Here is a 14,840-nt window from a genome sequence, read left to right on the forward strand (position 1 = left end):
AATATTCCTCTCGTAACGCGCCTGCGAGGTCAGCTGTCGGGTTCGGGTTCAAGAGGTCACCCGGCCGTTGTCGTCTCGAGCCGTCTCGCGAGAGCCGAGTCGGCTTCACCCCAAGGAGTCGCACGCGACCCCAGTCCGGCGGACCGATGGGTCCCCCGCCTCCATCCCGATTCGGTGTCCCTCGCCCATTGGATGGAGCTCGGCGCTACGGGTGAGGGAGGGACGCCATCCGTTCAACTTGGCGAGCCTCCGGAGACCGTAGCCGGTTCTGTTGGCCCCGTCACTTTCTACGAAACTCGGCGTTTCCCCCGCGGACATCTTTGAAAGACGCAGGAGCACCTGAGATTTGCCCAGGTCACCCCACCCCGATATCGCGGCGTGTCCGGGCCGTTATCATTCCGTTACGTGATTTATCTCACAAAATCAGCCGCCGGCGAAAGGGGGCAACACGTCGATCGTGTTACCCGAGCGCAACGCTTTGGTTTCGTCGCGCACCGCGACGCCATCGCAGAGATAGGAACAGCGGTCCAGCACGGCTGCGAGGTGAGTGTCCGGAGCGGCGAGCCGTGACACCAGCTCGGCCACCGTGGCGCCGGCCCGCAGCACCACGGTTTCCGATTCGGATCCGGCCGCGGCGCGCGCGGCGGCGAAGTAGCGGACCGTCACCTGGATGCCGTCGGGGTCGGCGGAAAGCTCAGCCACCGATCGCGCTCATCGGGCGGTCGGGCTGGATGAAGTTTGGATCGTTGATCCCGTGGCCGGCGGGCTTGGCCCACATCGCGGCGCGCCAGGCCGCCTCGATCGCGTCGTCGGTCGCGCCGCCACGCAGCAGGCCGCGCAGGTCGGTCTCGTCGGCGGAGAACAGGCAGCTGCGGATCTGGCCGTCGGCGGTCAGTCGGGTGCGGTCACACGTCCCGCAGAAGGCGTGCGACACCGAGGCGATGACGCCGAACTTTCCGGCCGGAGTGTTCGGGCCGGTGTCCACCAGCCACAGCTCGGCGGGCGCGGACCCGCGCGGCGTCGGGTCCGGGCGCAGCCGGAAGTGCGGCCGCAGCGCCGCCAGCACGTCGTCTGCCGTCAACGCGGCCTCCCGGCGCCATTGGTGCCCGGCGTCCAGCGGCATCTGCTCGATGACGCGCAACTGGTAGCCGTGTTCGAGGCAGAACCCCAGCAGCTCAACGACATCCTCACGACCGGTAGCGGGGTCCAGCACCGCGTTCACTTTGACCGGTACCAGCCCGGCTGCCTTGGCGGCGGCCAGACCGGCCACCACGTCGGCGAGCCGGTCGCGGCGGGTGATGGCGGCGAAGCGATCCCGGTTCACGCTGTCCAGCGAAATGTTGACCCGGTCCAGCCCCGCCGCGGCCAGCTTGGCCGCCCGTCGCGCCAGCCCGACAGCGTTGGTGGTCAGCGAGATCTCCGGGCGCGGACGCAATCCGACGGCCGCCGCGACCACCTCTTCGAGGTGGCGGGACAACAGTGGCTCACCGCCGGTGAACCGCACGCTGGTCACGCCGAGCCGGGTCACGGCGATGCGCATCAGCCGGGCCAGCTCCTCGGGCCTCAGAAGTTGCTCGCCGGGCAGCCAATCCAGGCCCTCGGCCGGCATGCAGTAACTGCACCGCAGGTTGCAGCGGTCGGTGAGTGACACGCGCAGGTCGGTCGCGGCCCGGCCGTAGGTGTCGAGCAGCGGGCCGTCCGTTGGCATTCCGGCGACGAGATCTGCGCCGCTCGTCAGGCTCGGCACCGTCGGCACGCCCAGCGCCGTCAGCGTCATGCGGGCACCCGCGCCAACGGGGCCGCCGACGCGACCGGGACGATCTCCTTGCCCAGCGGCATCAGCGACACCGGGATCAGTTTGAGGTTGGCCAGCGCCAGCGGGAGCCCGATGATCGTCACCGCCATGGCCGCCGCGCTCACCAGGTGACCGATCGCCAGCCAGATGCCGAACAGCAGCACCCAGATGACGTTTCCCATCAGGGCACCGGTTCCCGCGGTCGGTTTGTCGACGATCGTCCGGCCGAATGGCCACAACGCGTACGAGGCGATGCGCAGCGAGGCAAATCCGAACGGAATCGTAATGACGAGCAAGAAGCTGATGAGCGCCGCAGCAAGATATCCGACGGCCATCCAGAGGCCGCCGAATATCAGCCAGATTATGTTCAGAACCAGGCGCATATCACCTTCAGCAGTACTGCCAGCCTAGCGAGTGACAACGAAACAGGGGTGCTGGCCGGGCAACCACCCGAGTAGGATCTGATCCGCATCGCGTCCTGCACAGGCGGGACGCTTCTTATGTTGTCCATTCCTAGTTGTTTCCGTCAGACAAGCAGGTGAGACCAGTGCCGACCGGCAAGGTTAAGTGGTATGACGCCGAAAAGGGGTTCGGCTTCCTATCGCAGGAAGACGGCGAGGACGTCTACGTCCGTGCGTCGGCGTTGCCCGAGGGCGTTGAGGGGCTGAAGACAGGGCAGAAGGTGGAATTCGGCTTGGCTTCCGGCCGGCGCGGACCGCAGGCGTTGAGTCTCAAGCTGATCGACCCACCGCCTAGCCTTGCCAAGACGCGGCGCGAGGCATCTGTCGAGCACAAGCACAACCCCGACGAGCTGCACGGCATGGTCGAGGACATGATCACGCTGCTGGAGAGCACGGTGCAGCCCGAGCTGCGCAAGGGCCGCTACCCCGACCGCAAGGTCGCCCGTCGCGTCTCCGAGGTGGTCAAGGCGGTGGCCCGGGAGCTCGACGCCTGACCCCCGAGTACCGCGTCCCAGTTTGGGTACTCACCCCTCGCGACAGTCGTGTAGCGAGGAGGCTGCGATGGCACAGCAGGCGCAGGTCACCGAGGAGCAAGCGAGAGCGCTCGCCGAAGAGTCCCGCGAAAGTGGTTGGGATAAACCGTCCTTCGCCAAGGAGTTGTTCCTCGGTCATTTCCCGTTGGAGCTGATACACCCGTTCCCCAAACCGTCGGATGCCGACGAGGCACGTACCCGGGAGTTTCTCGCCCGGTTACGCGAATTCCTCGAGACCGTCGACGGTGGGTTGATCGAACGCGATGCGCTAATTCCCGACGAATACGTCAAGGGGTTAGCCGAATTGGGCTGTTTCGGCATGAAGATTCCTTCCGAATACGGCGGGCTGAACATGTCGCAAGTCGCCTACAACCGGGCGCTGATGATGATCTCTTCGGTTTATCCCAGCCTGGGCGCGCTGTTGTCGGCGCATCAATCGATCGGGGTGCCCGAGCCGCTGAAGCTTGCCGGCACCGACGAGCAGAAGCGGAAGTTCTTGCCGCGCTGTGCCGCCGGTGCGATATCGGCCTTTCTGCTCACCGAGCCGGACGTCGGTTCGGACCCCGCCCGGCTGGCCTGCACCGCGACGCCGGTCGACGGCGGGCGGGCCTACGAGCTCGAGGGGGTGAAGTTGTGGACCACCAACGGCGTGGTCGCCGAACTGCTCGTGGTGATGGCCCGGGTACCCAAGGGCGACGGCCACCGCGGCGGCATCAGCGCCTTCGTGGTCGAGGCGGATTCGCCCGGCATCACCGTGGAGCGACGCAACAAGTTCATGGGCCTGCGCGGCATCGAGAACGGTGTGACGCGGCTGCACGCCCTCCGGGTGCCCAGCGAGAACTTGATCGGGCGCGAAGGCGACGGCCTCAAGATCGCATTGACCACGCTGAACGCCGGACGGTTGTCGATTCCCGCGAATGCGACGGGATCGTCGAAGTGGGCGTTGAAGATCGCCCGCGAATGGTCCGGCGAGCGAGTGCAGTGGGGCAAGCCGCTGGCCAAACACGAAGCGGTGGCCGGCAAGATCTCTTTCATCGCCGCCACCAACCACGCGCTGGATGCCGTGCTCGAACTGTCCGGACAGATGGCCGACGAAGGGCGCAACGATATTCGCATCGAGGCCGCGCTGGCCAAACTGTGGTCCAGCGAAATGGCGTGCCTCATCGCGGATGAGCTCGTGCAGATCCGCGGCGGCCGCGGCTATGAAACTTCGGAGTCGCTGGCCGCGCGCGGGGAGCGCGCGGTGCCGGCCGAGCAGGCCGTGCGCGATCTGCGGATCAACCGCATCTTCGAAGGGTCCAGCGAGATCATGCGGCTGCTGATCGCCCGCGAGGCCGTCGACGCGCACTTGAGTGCGGCCGGTGACCTCGCCAAACCCGACACGGGGTTGCGACAGAAGGCCGCCGCGGCGGTGGGGGCCAGCGGCTTCTATGCAAAGTGGTTGCAGCAGCTGGTTTTTGGTGAAGGGCAACGGCCCAGGTCGTACAGCGAATTCGGTCCGCTGGCGTCGCACCTGCGGTTCGTCGAATGCTCCACCCGCAAGCTGGCCCGCAACACCTTCTACGGGATGGCGCGCGGGCAGGCCAAGCTCGAGCAAAAGCAGGGGTTCTTGGGGCGCATCGTCGACATCTGCGCCGAGCTGCTCGCGATGTCTGCGGCGTGCGTGCGCGCCGAAGGGCAACGCGTCGCGGATCCCCAACTGGGACAACAGGCTTACGAGCTGGCCGAAGCCTTCTGCCAGCAAGCGACGTTGCGGGTCGACGCGCTGTTCGACGGGCTGTGGACCAACACCGACACCAGCGATGTGCAGCTCACCCACGAGGTGCTGCAGGGGCAGTACCGCTGGCTGGAGGACGGGATCGTCGACCAGTCGGAGGGCACCGGGCCGTGGATCGCGCACTGGGAAGCGGGCGAGTCGACCGAGGCCAACCTGGCCCGACGGTTTCTGACGGCGTCTGCGTCGACCGGCCCGATTGCCAAGTAGCAGAATTGCCTGCCGTGGCCACCTACGTTGCCGGGGCCGGTGAGTTCACCCGCGACACCAACTACATCAGTACCCGCATCACCGCCGACGGCCGAGACGGCTATCCCGTCGAAGCAGGCCGGTACCGGCTGATCGTCGCACGGGCCTGCCCATGGGCAAACCGCGCCATCATCGTCCGGCGCTTGCTGGGCCTGGAAGATGCTCTCTCCATTGGGTTTTGCGGACCAACCCACGATGAGCGCAGCTGGACGTTCGATCTCGACCCGGGTGGCGTGGACCCGGTCCTGAAGATCCCGCGGCTACAAGATGCCTACTTCAAGCGCTTCCCGGACTACCCCAAGGGGATCACCGTCCCGGCGATCGTCGACGTTCCGACCGGGGCCGGCGTCACCGACGACTTCGCGCAGATGACCCTGGACCTGTCCACCGAGTGGACCACGTATCACCGCGAAGGTGCGCCCGAGCTGTACCCCGAGCGGCTGCGGGACGAGATCGACGACGTGAGTAAGCGGATCTACACCGAGATCAACAACGGGGTGTACCGCTGCGGTTTCGCGGGCTCGCAGGATGCCTGCGATGCCGCCTACGACCGACTGTTCACCGCGCTGGACTGGGTGGGTGATCGGCTAACGGGCCAGCGATATCTGGTGGGCGACACCATCACTGAGGCCGACGTGCGGCTGTTCACCACGCTGGCCCGGTTCGACCCGGTGTACCACGGTCACTTCAAATGCAACCGAAGCAGACTGTGCGAGATGCCTGTGCTGTGGGCCTACGCGCGGGATCCGTTCCAGACGCCCGGCTTCGGTGACACGGTCGACTTCGTCCAAATCAAGCAGCACTACTACATCGTGCATGCCGACATCAACCCGACCCGTATCGTGCCCAAAGGCCCGGATTTGAGCGGCTGGCTTACCGACCACGGCCGGGAAGCCTTGGGGGGCAGGCCTTTCGGCGACGGCATGCCGCCCGGGCCGCCGGTCGATGGTGAGCGAGTGCCGGCTCTGTCCTAACGCCCAACGTCGAGTTGTCGGGCTCAAACGGCCTGGTTTTCCACAACAATTCGACGTTGGGCCGGAAGGTTAATAGGTCAGCCGTACCGACCATTCCGCGTGTGGGAGGTCGCGCAGCTCGCCCGACGGGTCGACCACCAAAGTCAGTAGCTGGACGACTATTCCGGTCAGCTGCCCGCGTTGCGGGTCGACGGTGGGGACCGTGACCGCCAGCCGGGTGCCGGGCCGGAACATGCTGGTCGCGGTGTTGTCGGGATCTTGGTAAACCTGCAACAGCCGCCAGGGTGCGCGCGAAATCGCTTCGGGCACAGACAGTTGCACCGGATGGCTGCCGCTGACTCGCAGCTCGCCCTGCGCCTGCGGTTGCTGACAGTCATCGAGGTTGAGCGGGTTGCAATAGAGGTAGGGCCCCACCCGGACCGAGTGCCCGTGCGAATATGCGCTGATCTCCAGGCGCTGCGGGCCGGAATCGCGCAGCAGCCACCAGGTGCCGACCCCGGCGCCCCCGGCCAACAGCACGACCACGACCGCAAGCGCAACGGTCACACCACGTTTCACTTCGGCACCGCCGAGGTCATGCCGCTGTCGCGGGGCGCGCCTTCCTGCTCGACCATCACCGGCCGGTTACCCCCGAGGCCCGGAATCAGCGAGCTGCCGCGGAAGCTGACGATCGTCTGCGCCAGCCCCAGGATCAAGATCGCACTGATGGCCGTGAACCCTACCCACAGCTCGGTGTAGACCATCACCCCCACCGCGCCCCCCAGCACCCAGGCCAGCTGCAGCGTCGACTCCGAGCGCCCGAATCCCGACGCCCGGGATTCTTCGGGCAAGTCGTCTTGCAGGGATGCGTCCAGCGACGACTTGCCGATGGCGCTGGCGGCCGAGGTGATCAGCGTGGCGATGGCGGCTGCCATCAGGGTGCCGGCCACCGCGGCGGCCAGGGCGACCGCGCACACCGCCACGGTGCAGCGCACCACCAGCACGGCAGGCCTGCCCAGCTTCAGCCGCGCGCTGGTGAAGTTGCCGACAAAGTTGCCGATCCCGGCCGCGGCGCCGATGATGCCCAGCATCGCCAGCTGTTCCCACCCGTTGGCTTGATGCGACTTCGCGACGAAAGCGGGATACAGAAAGAGGAACCCGACCATCACCTTGATCGTGCAATTTCCCCATAGCGAGGTGATGATGTTGCGACCCAACGGCTGTCGCAAGGCCCCGCTGAATTCTTTGTGCCAGCTGCGGCGCAGCGGCTCGCTGTCCTGGCGGTAGCTCAGCGTGGCGGGAACCTCACCGGCGGTCACCTCGACCCAGCGCGGTATCCGCATCGACAGCATCGCGCCGGCGATCGTGACCGCGACGACGACGAACAGCGCACCGGGCAGCTGCAGCAGGTGCGATCCGGCGTACTCGACGCCTCCGGCGATCGCACCTCCCACGATCGTGCCACCGAGCAGACCGAACATCGTCAGCCGGGCGTTGACCCGCACCAGGTCGATGGTCGGCGGCATGACCCGCGGTGTCACCGCGCTGCGCAGCACACTGAACGATTTCGAGAACACCATCATCGCCAGCGCGCACGGATACAGCACCCACGACGGGAAACTGCCGCTGGCGCCGTCGTAGTTCATGATCAGCAGCACCGCCAGCGCGGTGCGCAGCGCGAACGACAGCGCCAGCGCGACGCGGCGGCCGTGCTGCAAGCGGTCCAGCGCGGGACCGATGAGCGGTGCGATCACCGCGAAGGGCGCGATCGTAATCAACAGGTACAGCGCGACTTTGGACTTGCTTTCGCCGCTGGCCGCGGCAAAGAACAGCGTATTCGCCAGCGCAACGGCCATCGCCGAGTCGACCGCAGAGTTCGCCACCACCGGCCACGTCAGGGCCGTGAGGCCGGACTTGTCGGCACCGTCGGCGGTGGCCGCGCGCTGGACCATCCAATACATTCGGGAGCCCATTTCGCGGCTGCGCATGGCGGCGGCGCGGGTGACGGTGATCCGTTCGCCGGGGGAGGAGCGGCGCGGCGGCGGGTCGTTGCGGGTCGGTTCTTGCCGCCGGCCCAGCGGCGGCAGGTAGCGGTTGGCGCTGGGCGGCGGTGGTGGGCGGCGCGAGCGCCGATAGTCCGCGTCGTTGGTGGGGTAATTGGCCATGCCCGGGTGCTGATTCGCCGACTCATTGCGGGTCCGGCGGCCAGGGTTGCGGGCCGCTCGGCCCGGATCATCACGCCGCCGTCCAGACACAAATCAATTCTGTCTTATGCCGGGGGGCAACCGGGCGTGGCTCGCCAACTTATACCGAGAAGCAACCCGGTGCATCTCGCCAACCTAGTATTGGGGACGCGATGCATGGAGAAGACAGCGTGACCGGGCTCACCGAGCAATCCGCCGTGGCAACCGTGGCCGAGTGGCCCGAAGGGTTGGCGGCGGTGCTTCGGGGCGCCGTCGACCGGGCCCGGGCGGCCGTCGAGGAGTTCAGCGGCCCCGACGCGGTCGGGGATTACCTGGGCGTCAGTTACGAAGATCCGAACGCCGCCACCCACCGCTTCCTGGCTCACCTGCCCGGCTACAGCGGGTGGCAGTGGGCCGTCGTCGTCGCGGCCTACCCCGGCGCCGACCACGCAACGATCAGCGAGGTCGTGCTGGTCCCCGGGCCGACATCGCTGCTGGCGCCCGAGTGGGTGCCCTGGGACCAGCGGGTGCGGCAGGGCGATTTGAGCCCCGGCGATCTGCTGCCGCCGGCGGCCAACGACGAGCGGCTGGTTCCCGGTTTCATGTCCAGCGGCGACCCGCAAGTCGACGAGACCGCCGCCGAAGTCGGGCTGGGCCGGCGTTGGGTGATGAGTGTGTGGGGCCGGGCCGACGCCGCCGAGCGGTGGCACACCGGGGACTACGGTCCCGACTCGGCGATGGCGCGGTCCACCAAGCGGGTGTGCTGCGACTGCGGCTTCTTTTTGCCACTGGCCGGATCGCTGGGCGCGATGTTCGGGGTGTGCGGCAACGAGCTGTCCGCCGACGGGCACGTCGTCGACAAGCAATACGGCTGCGGCGCACATTCCGACACACCCGCCCCGCGGGCAGCGGCTCGCCGGCGTTCGAGCCCTACGACGACGGCGTCCTCGACGTCATGGAGCCGCCCGCCCCCCCCCGATTGAGACGGCCGGGGCGCCCGAAGAGGTGCCCGAACCGCCCGAGGCTGTGGCGGAGGCGCCGGGGGTGCCGGAGACTGTAACCGAAACGGCCGAAACGGCGGAAACGGTCGACACGAACGAAACGGCGGAAACGAACGACGCGGCCGACACGCCACAGCCGCCCGAAACCGCTTCGGACTCACCGGAATCCGCGATGGACTCGCCCGATTAGCTGTTCTCGGCGGCGGACTTGATCCTCGCCAGCGAGGCGTTCATGCCCTCGAGCAACTTGCGTTCGAAGTTCGTCGTCCCACCCAGGAACGCGTTGATCGACAAGCTCGAGTACGCGCTGACGCCGTTTTCGGCATGCCGGCTCTCGACCATGCGGGTCCCATTCCCGTGGGGCTCGAGCTCATAGGTCCAGATCGTGCGGTTGGTGTCGACCCGGAACGCCAGCTTCCGCTCCAGGATGACCTCGACGACCGTGGCCGTGGTCGGCCACCACAGGCCCGAGCGCCGGTTCAGGTTCAGCGTGCGGGTGCCGGGACGCAGCGGTCCGAACGACTTCATCCAGCGACACTGCGGACTCCACTGGGGCATCCGCCGGAAATCGGAGATCAACGCCCAGACCGTCGCGGGCGGCGCGTCGATGTCGATCTGCGCTTGGAGTAGCGGGGCTACCATCGTTTCCTCCGGACGGAAGCTATTTAGGATCGAGAAAGGTTTCCAGGCCCGTCTGCGCGCCTCGCTCGCCTCGGCGGGCACCGGCGAGTTGCAGCAAAAAGATGGTCGTGCCGAGGACACCGGTGCCCAATCCGGCCAGCGCAATTGGACGCCAACTCTCCAGGGCGGGAACGAGAAACGCGACGGCTACGGCGATCAGCCAGCCCACGGCGCCGATGGTGATGAACGGCCACACCTGCAGCAGCACGGGTGGCAGCGGTGGCGGCTCGGGACTCCGATTAGGCTCGGCGCTCATCGCGATCAATCTATCCCGGAACCGCAGTGGTCGCGGCGCGGGCCGCGGTGGCCGTCCCAGCGAATGGGTGATAGGCCACCGTTCGACGTTTCTCGGCTCGAATTCTGCGGTTCCGATGTAACCTCGCGCCATGCCTGACAGCGATGCGCGGCTGGCGGCCGACCTGTCGTTGGCGGTTATGCGGTTGGCGCGCCAACTGCGATTCCGGAATCCGTCCTCTCCGGTGTCGCTTTCGCAGCTGTCGGCATTGACGACCCTGGCCAACGAGGGCGCGATGACACCCGGCGCCCTGGCGATTCGCGAACGCGTCCGGCCTCCGTCGATGACGCGGGTGATCGCCTCGCTCGCCGACGAGGGCTTCGTGGACCGCACCCCACACCCCGTCGACGGCCGGCAGGTCTTGGTCTCGGTCTCCGAGTCGGGCGCCGAATTGGTCAAAGCGGCCCGGCGCGCTCGCCAGGAATGGCTGGCCGAGCAGCTCGCGACGATGGACCAGGACAAGCGGGCCACCCTTCGCGAGGCCGCCGACTTGATGCTGGCGCTGGTCGACGAAAGCCCGTGAGCCCGGGCCTGGATGTCCAGGACGTCAACGATCCCGACGACCCGCGGCTCGACGATTTCCGCGATCTCAACAGCATCGACCGGCGCCCGGACCTGCCCACCGGCAAGGGCCTGGTGATCGCCGAGGGTGTGCTGGTCGTCCAGCGCATGCTGGCGTCCCGCTTCACCCCGCACGCGCTGCTGGGCACCGAGCGACGCCTCGACGAACTCAAAGACGATTTGAGAGGCGCCGGGGCCCCGTACTACCGAACACCGCCGAGGTAATGGCCCGGGTGGTCGGCTTCCATTTCAACCGTGGGGTGCTGGCCGCCGCGCGCCGGGTGCCCGAGCCGTCCGTCGAACAGCTCGTCGAGGGCGCGCGGACCATCGCCGTGCTCGAAGGGGTCAACGACCACGAGAACCTGGGCTCGATCTTCCGCAACGCGGCGGGCCTGGGTGTCGACGCGGTCGTGTTCGGCAGCGGTTGCGCCGATCCGCTCTACCGCCGCGCCGTGCGGGTGTCGATGGGGCACGCGCTGCTGGTGCCGTATGCCCGCTCGGCGAACTGGCCCGCCTATCTCGGCATGCTGAAGGCACGCGGATTCCGGCTGCTGGCGATGACCCCGGACGGCGAGGCCCGCCCGCTGGCCGAGGTGATGGCGGCCGCGCGCGACGACCGGATCGCCGTGCTGGTCGGCGCCGAGGGCCCTGGCCTGACACCGGCCACCCTGAGACTAAGCGACGTGCGCGTACGCATCCCGATGTCACGCGGCACGGACTCGCTCAACGTCGCGACCGCCGCGGCGTTGGCGTTCGACGAGCGCGTTAGGCTCGGTGAATGAGCGACAAACTCGGGCCGCGCACCCAATCTGTGCCCTGGGCAACGGGTTTGACGGTCGCTGGGTTTGTCGCCGCGGTGACCGGCGTCGCGATTGTGGTGCTAAGCCTCGGGCTGGTCCGGGTGCATCCACTGTTGGCCGTCGGGCTCAATGTGGTGGCCGCCGGCGGACTGGCGCCGACGCTGTGGGGCTGGCGGCGCACCCCGGTGCTGCGCTGGTTCGTGCTCGGCGCTGGAGTGGGTGTGACGATCGCGTGGCTGGCGCTGCTCGCGCTCACGCTCTCCTAGTCAGCGCTGCCCGCCCGACCGCACCCCGAGCAACACGTCCTCCCAGGTCGGAATGACCGGCTTGCCGCGGCGGCTGTGCACCGGCGGGTGCGGGGTCGGAGCGGGGGCGACCGGCTCGACGGCCGCCGTCGGCGCGGGCTCGTCGAACGCGACGTGGGCCACCGGCGCGAGCGGTCGCAGCGGACGCTCGAAGTCCGGGTCGATCAGCTCGCTGGCCGCATCGTCGGCCGCGGTGACCGTTCCGCCGTGGGCTCCCGGAATGAAGAAGAAATGCGCCAGGTTGTCGGAGCGACCGACCTTCCAAGCCAGCTGCACAGTCCAGCGGTTGTCTTCGTTGCGCCACGCGTCCCAGCTGAGGCCGCTGGGGTTCAGGCCGCGGGTGACCATCGCCGCGGACACGGTCTCGAGCAGGGTCATCACCGCGGGGCCGTCGGCGAGCATCGGATGCGCGGCGGTTGCCAGCTCGGCGGCGCGGAAGCGCTCCAGCAATACCGGGTGGGCGAACCGGCGAACCCGGGACAGGTCCGAGCCCGACGCCGCGGCCACCTGCTCGACGGATGCGCCGGCCCGGATCTTCGCCTGAATCTCCTTGGGGCTCAGCATGTTGGTGACTTCCATGTCGAGGTGCGGTTGCTCGGGCGGCGCCACCTCGCCACGCAGCAGGTCACGCAGCCGCTCGTCGGCCGCCAGCTTGAACCGGTCGTCGGGGCCGTCGCCCTCGCAGATAACGTATTTGCTGTCGGCGTCGAGCCCAACCAATTTGAGTTCCCGCATGGCTTCTCCTCGCAGGCTTTGTGCAGGTCAGCGACGACCCGTCACTGTGCCGCACTCTAGTCCAGCTAACGCCCACAACCTGTGCTGACACGCTGGGCGGTTTTCGCGCCGACGGCCGGCGTTAAAGCCGTTCGACGACCCAGTCGACGCATTGCGTCAATGCGCTGACGTCGTCGGGGTCGACCGCCGGGAACATCGCGATCCTCAACTGGTTGCGGCCGAGCTTGCGGTACGGCTCGGTGTCGACGATCCCGTTCGCCCGCAAAATCTTGGCGACCGCCGCGGCGTCGACTTCGTCGACGAAATCGATCGTGCCCACCACCTGCGAGCGCAGCGCCGGGTCGGTGACGAACGGTGTGGTGTATGAGCGCTCCTGGGCCCACGAGTACAGCCGCTGCGACGAGTCGGCGGTTCGCTTGACCGCCCAGTCCAGTCCGCCGTTGCCCAGCATCCAGTCCAGCTGTTCGGCCATCAGCGCCAGAGTGCCGATCGCGGGGGTGTTGTAGGTCTGGTCCTTGAGGCTGTTCTCGATCGCGATCGGCAGCGACAGGAAGTCGGGAACCCAGCGGCCGGAGGCGGCGATGGCCTCGACGCGGGCCAGCGCCGCGGGGCTCATGACGGCCAGCCACAGCCCGCCGTCGCTGGCGAAGTTCTTCTGCGGCGAGAAGTAATAGGCATCGGTGTCGGTGATGTCGACCGGGAGCCCGCCGGCCCCGGACGTCGCGTCGATGGCGACCAGCGCATCGCCCGAGCCGGCCGGGCGCCGGATCGGGACGGCAACGCCGGTCGACGTCTCGTTGTGCGCCCACGCGATCAGATCGACCGACGGGTCGGTCTGCGGCTCGGGTGCGCTGCCGGCGTCAACCGTGACGACGATCGGATCCCCGACGAACGGGTTGTTGGCGACCGCCGAGGCGAACTTCGAGCTGAACTCGCCATAGGTCAGGTGCAGCGAGCGCTTGTCGATCAGCCCGAACGCGGCCGCATCCCAGAACGCCGTCGCACCCCCGTTGCCCAAGATGACTTCGTACCCGTCGGGCACCGAGAAAAGCTCCGCCACCCCCTTGCGCACCCGGCCCACCAGATTCTTGACCGGCGCCTGCCGGTGCGAGGTGCCGAACAGCGCGGCCGCGGTGGTGGTCAGCGCCTGCAGTTGCTCGGTTCGGACCTTGGAGGGGCCGCAGCCGAAGCGGCCGTCACGGGGTTTGAGGTCAGCGGGAATCTGGAGCTGGTCAGCCATGCTCATCAGGGTAGTGAGCCGACCGGTGACGGCGCCGGGGCGGGCCGTTTGTTCGGCCCCGCCGGCGGCTACTTACAGATGACAACGATCGTTCGGTGTGATGCGGACCACAGGTTCGCGCTGACCAGGGGCTTGGCAACAGTGGTTGCCAAGCCCCTGGTCAGTTCCCGGTACCTGCGGTACTGTTTGGACATACGACGTCCTAATGTAAACCCCGTTGGGGAGGGCTTGGATATGGCTAGGACACGGATAGTCCGGCGGTGGCGCAAGAAGATGGAAGTGCGCGACGACGCCGAGTACGTGAAGATGCTCGCCACACTGTCTGAGGGGTCGGTGCGGCGGCATTTCAACCCGTACACCGACATCGATTGGGACTCACCGGAGTTCGCCGTCACCGAGAACGACCCGCGGTGGATTCTCCCGGCGACCGACCCGTTGGGCCGCCACCCCTGGTATCAGGCGCAGTCGCAAGAGCGTCAGATCGAGATCGGCATGTGGCGCCAGGCGAACGTGGCCAAGGTCGGCCTGCACTTCGAGTCGATCCTGATCCGCGGTCTGATGAACTACACGTTCTGGGTGCCCAACGGTTCGCCGGAGTACCGGTATTGCCTGCACGAGTCAGTCGAAGAGTGCAACCACACGATGATGTTCCAGGAGATGGTCAACCACATCGGCGCCGACGTGCCGGGCATGCCGCGGCTGCTCAAGTGGCTCTCGCCGGCGGTGCCGCTGGTGGCCGGGCCGTTGCCGGTGGCGTTCTTCATCGGTGTGCTGGCCGGCGAGGAGCCCATCGATCACACGCAGAAAAATGTTCTGCGCGAAGGCAAGTCGCTGCATCCGATCATGGAGCGGGTGATGGCGATTCACGTGGCCGAGGAAGCCCGCCACATCTCGTTCGCGCATGAGTTCCTACGTAAGCGCTTGCCGGAGCTGACCAGGCGGCAGCGGTTCTGGACCGCGCTGTATCTACCGCTGACCATGAGGCTGTTGTGCCGGGCAATTGTGGTGCCGCCCAAGTCTTTCTGGCGCCAGTTCGACATCCCGCGCGAGGTCAAGAAGGAACTGTTCTTCCGGTCGCCGGAATCGCGCAAGTGGCTGTCCGACATGTTCGGCGACGTGCGGATGCTGGCTTACGACACCGGCCTGATGGAAAATCGCTCCGCGCGGCTGATGTGGCGGATCTGCAAGATCGACGGCAAGCCGTCGCGCTACCGCAGTGAGCCGCAGCGTCAGCACCTGGCCGCCGTTCCGGCCGCCTGAGGCCCGCGAGTTCG

At 67.5% G+C, this 14,840-nt stretch carries 15 protein-coding genes, 2 pseudogenes and 1 riboswitch; of the genes and pseudogenes, 8 read left to right on the top strand and 9 right to left on the bottom strand.

Features of this window, described 5'->3' with window-relative positions:
* Positions 1–2: 2 nt before the first annotated feature.
* Positions 3–187: riboswitch (cyclic di-AMP (ydaO/yuaA leader) on the bottom strand.
* Between the two features lie 236 nt (positions 188–423).
* Genes T428_RS0111515 through T428_RS0111525 form a run of 3 tightly spaced genes read right to left on the bottom strand, consistent with a single transcriptional unit; the run spans position 424 to position 2,178 of the window.
* On the bottom strand, positions 424–702 hold the full coding sequence (locus tag T428_RS0111515) for a MoaD/ThiS family protein (RefSeq protein ID WP_025736600.1): 279 nt from the start codon (positions 700–702) through the stop codon (positions 424–426).
* Positions 695–1,777: a GTP 3',8-cyclase MoaA gene (moaA, locus tag T428_RS0111520; RefSeq protein ID WP_025736601.1), complete on the bottom strand. Its 1,083-nt coding sequence runs from the start codon at positions 1,775–1,777 to the stop codon at positions 695–697. The genes T428_RS0111515 and moaA overlap by 8 nt, the downstream gene beginning before the upstream one ends.
* Complete coding sequence (locus T428_RS0111525; protein WP_025736602.1) at positions 1,774–2,178, bottom strand: YccF domain-containing protein; 405 nt, start codon at positions 2,176–2,178, stop codon at positions 1,774–1,776. Before T428_RS0111525 ends, moaA begins: the two co-directional genes overlap by 4 nt.
* A 164-nt stretch (positions 2,179–2,342) precedes the next feature.
* On the opposite strand from T428_RS0111525, the gene T428_RS0111530 reads away from it, so the two are divergent.
* From T428_RS0111530 to T428_RS0111540, 3 genes are all read left to right on the top strand, one after another.
* The gene (locus T428_RS0111530; protein WP_025736603.1) at positions 2,343–2,750 is read left to right on the top strand and encodes a cold-shock protein; all 408 of its coding nucleotides are present in this window, start codon (positions 2,343–2,345) and stop codon (positions 2,748–2,750) included.
* A gap of 67 nt (positions 2,751–2,817) precedes the next feature.
* Positions 2,818–4,773, top strand: coding sequence for an acyl-CoA dehydrogenase family protein (locus T428_RS0111535; protein ID WP_025736604.1), 1,956 nt, complete (start codon positions 2,818–2,820; stop codon positions 4,771–4,773).
* Between the two features lie 14 nt (positions 4,774–4,787).
* The gene (locus T428_RS0111540; protein WP_025736605.1) at positions 4,788–5,786 is read left to right on the top strand and encodes a glutathione S-transferase family protein; all 999 of its coding nucleotides are present in this window, start codon (positions 4,788–4,790) and stop codon (positions 5,784–5,786) included.
* A gap of 69 nt (positions 5,787–5,855) precedes the next feature.
* Here the strand turns inward: T428_RS0111540 and T428_RS0111545 are convergent, their stop codons facing one another.
* Both T428_RS0111545 and T428_RS0111550 read right to left on the bottom strand, forming a co-directional pair.
* On the bottom strand, positions 5,856–6,344 hold the full coding sequence (locus T428_RS0111545; protein ID WP_025736606.1) for a DUF2771 domain-containing protein: 489 nt from the start codon (positions 6,342–6,344) through the stop codon (positions 5,856–5,858).
* A complete protein-coding gene (locus T428_RS0111550; RefSeq protein ID WP_036467816.1) occupies positions 6,341–7,930 on the bottom strand; it encodes an MFS transporter in 1,590 nt (529 codons plus the stop codon). The genes T428_RS0111545 and T428_RS0111550 overlap by 4 nt, the downstream gene beginning before the upstream one ends.
* 209 nt (positions 7,931–8,139) lie before the next feature.
* Between T428_RS0111550 and T428_RS27400 the strand changes: the two are divergent.
* A pseudogene (locus T428_RS27400) lies at positions 8,140–8,918 on the top strand (DUF3027 domain-containing protein); the annotation flags it as partial.
* Positions 8,919–9,135: 217 nt separating this feature from the next.
* On the opposite strand, the gene T428_RS0111565 reads toward T428_RS27400, so the two are convergent.
* Both T428_RS0111565 and T428_RS0111570 read right to left on the bottom strand, forming a co-directional pair.
* Complete coding sequence (locus tag T428_RS0111565; RefSeq protein WP_025736608.1) at positions 9,136–9,591, bottom strand: SRPBCC family protein; 456 nt, start codon at positions 9,589–9,591, stop codon at positions 9,136–9,138.
* A gap of 19 nt (positions 9,592–9,610) precedes the next feature.
* Positions 9,611–9,886, bottom strand: a complete 276-nt coding sequence (locus T428_RS0111570) for a DUF2530 domain-containing protein (RefSeq protein WP_025736609.1) — start codon at positions 9,884–9,886, stop codon at positions 9,611–9,613.
* Between the two features lie 130 nt (positions 9,887–10,016).
* Between T428_RS0111570 and T428_RS0111575 the strand changes: the two genes are divergently transcribed.
* From T428_RS0111575 to T428_RS0111585, 3 genes and pseudogenes are all read left to right on the top strand, one after another.
* Positions 10,017–10,448 (top strand): Rv0880 family HTH-type transcriptional regulator, encoded by a 432-nt coding sequence (locus tag T428_RS0111575; protein ID WP_025736610.1) that lies wholly within the window; start codon positions 10,017–10,019, stop codon positions 10,446–10,448.
* Positions 10,445–11,268 (top strand): annotated as a pseudogene (locus tag T428_RS27405) (TrmH family RNA methyltransferase). The gene T428_RS0111575 and the pseudogene T428_RS27405 overlap by 4 nt, the downstream one beginning before the upstream one ends.
* Positions 11,265–11,552 carry a DUF2537 domain-containing protein gene (locus tag T428_RS0111585; RefSeq protein WP_025736611.1) on the top strand — a complete coding sequence of 96 codons (288 nt, stop codon included), beginning with the start codon at positions 11,265–11,267 and terminating at the stop codon, positions 11,550–11,552. Before T428_RS27405 ends, T428_RS0111585 begins: the two are co-directional and overlap by 4 nt.
* Here the strand turns inward: T428_RS0111585 and sepH are convergent, their stop codons facing one another.
* Entirely contained in the window at positions 11,553–12,326 is a 774-nt protein-coding gene (gene sepH / locus T428_RS0111590) for a septation protein SepH (RefSeq protein ID WP_025736612.1), read from the bottom strand. It abuts the gene before it with no gap.
* A 121-nt stretch (positions 12,327–12,447) separates the two neighbouring features.
* Complete coding sequence (serC, locus tag T428_RS0111595) at positions 12,448–13,572, bottom strand: phosphoserine transaminase (RefSeq protein ID WP_084298711.1); 1,125 nt, start codon at positions 13,570–13,572, stop codon at positions 12,448–12,450.
* A 228-nt stretch (positions 13,573–13,800) separates the two neighbouring features.
* On the opposite strand from serC, the gene T428_RS0111600 reads away from it, so the two are divergent.
* Complete coding sequence (locus tag T428_RS0111600; RefSeq protein ID WP_025736614.1) at positions 13,801–14,826, top strand: AurF N-oxygenase family protein; 1,026 nt, start codon at positions 13,801–13,803, stop codon at positions 14,824–14,826.
* The last annotated feature ends 14 nt before the right edge of the window (positions 14,827–14,840 follow it).

Origin of the sequence: Mycobacterium genavense ATCC 51234 (assembly GCF_000526915.1) — a bacterium.
Lineage (GTDB): Bacteria > Actinomycetota > Actinomycetes > Mycobacteriales > Mycobacteriaceae > Mycobacterium > Mycobacterium genavense.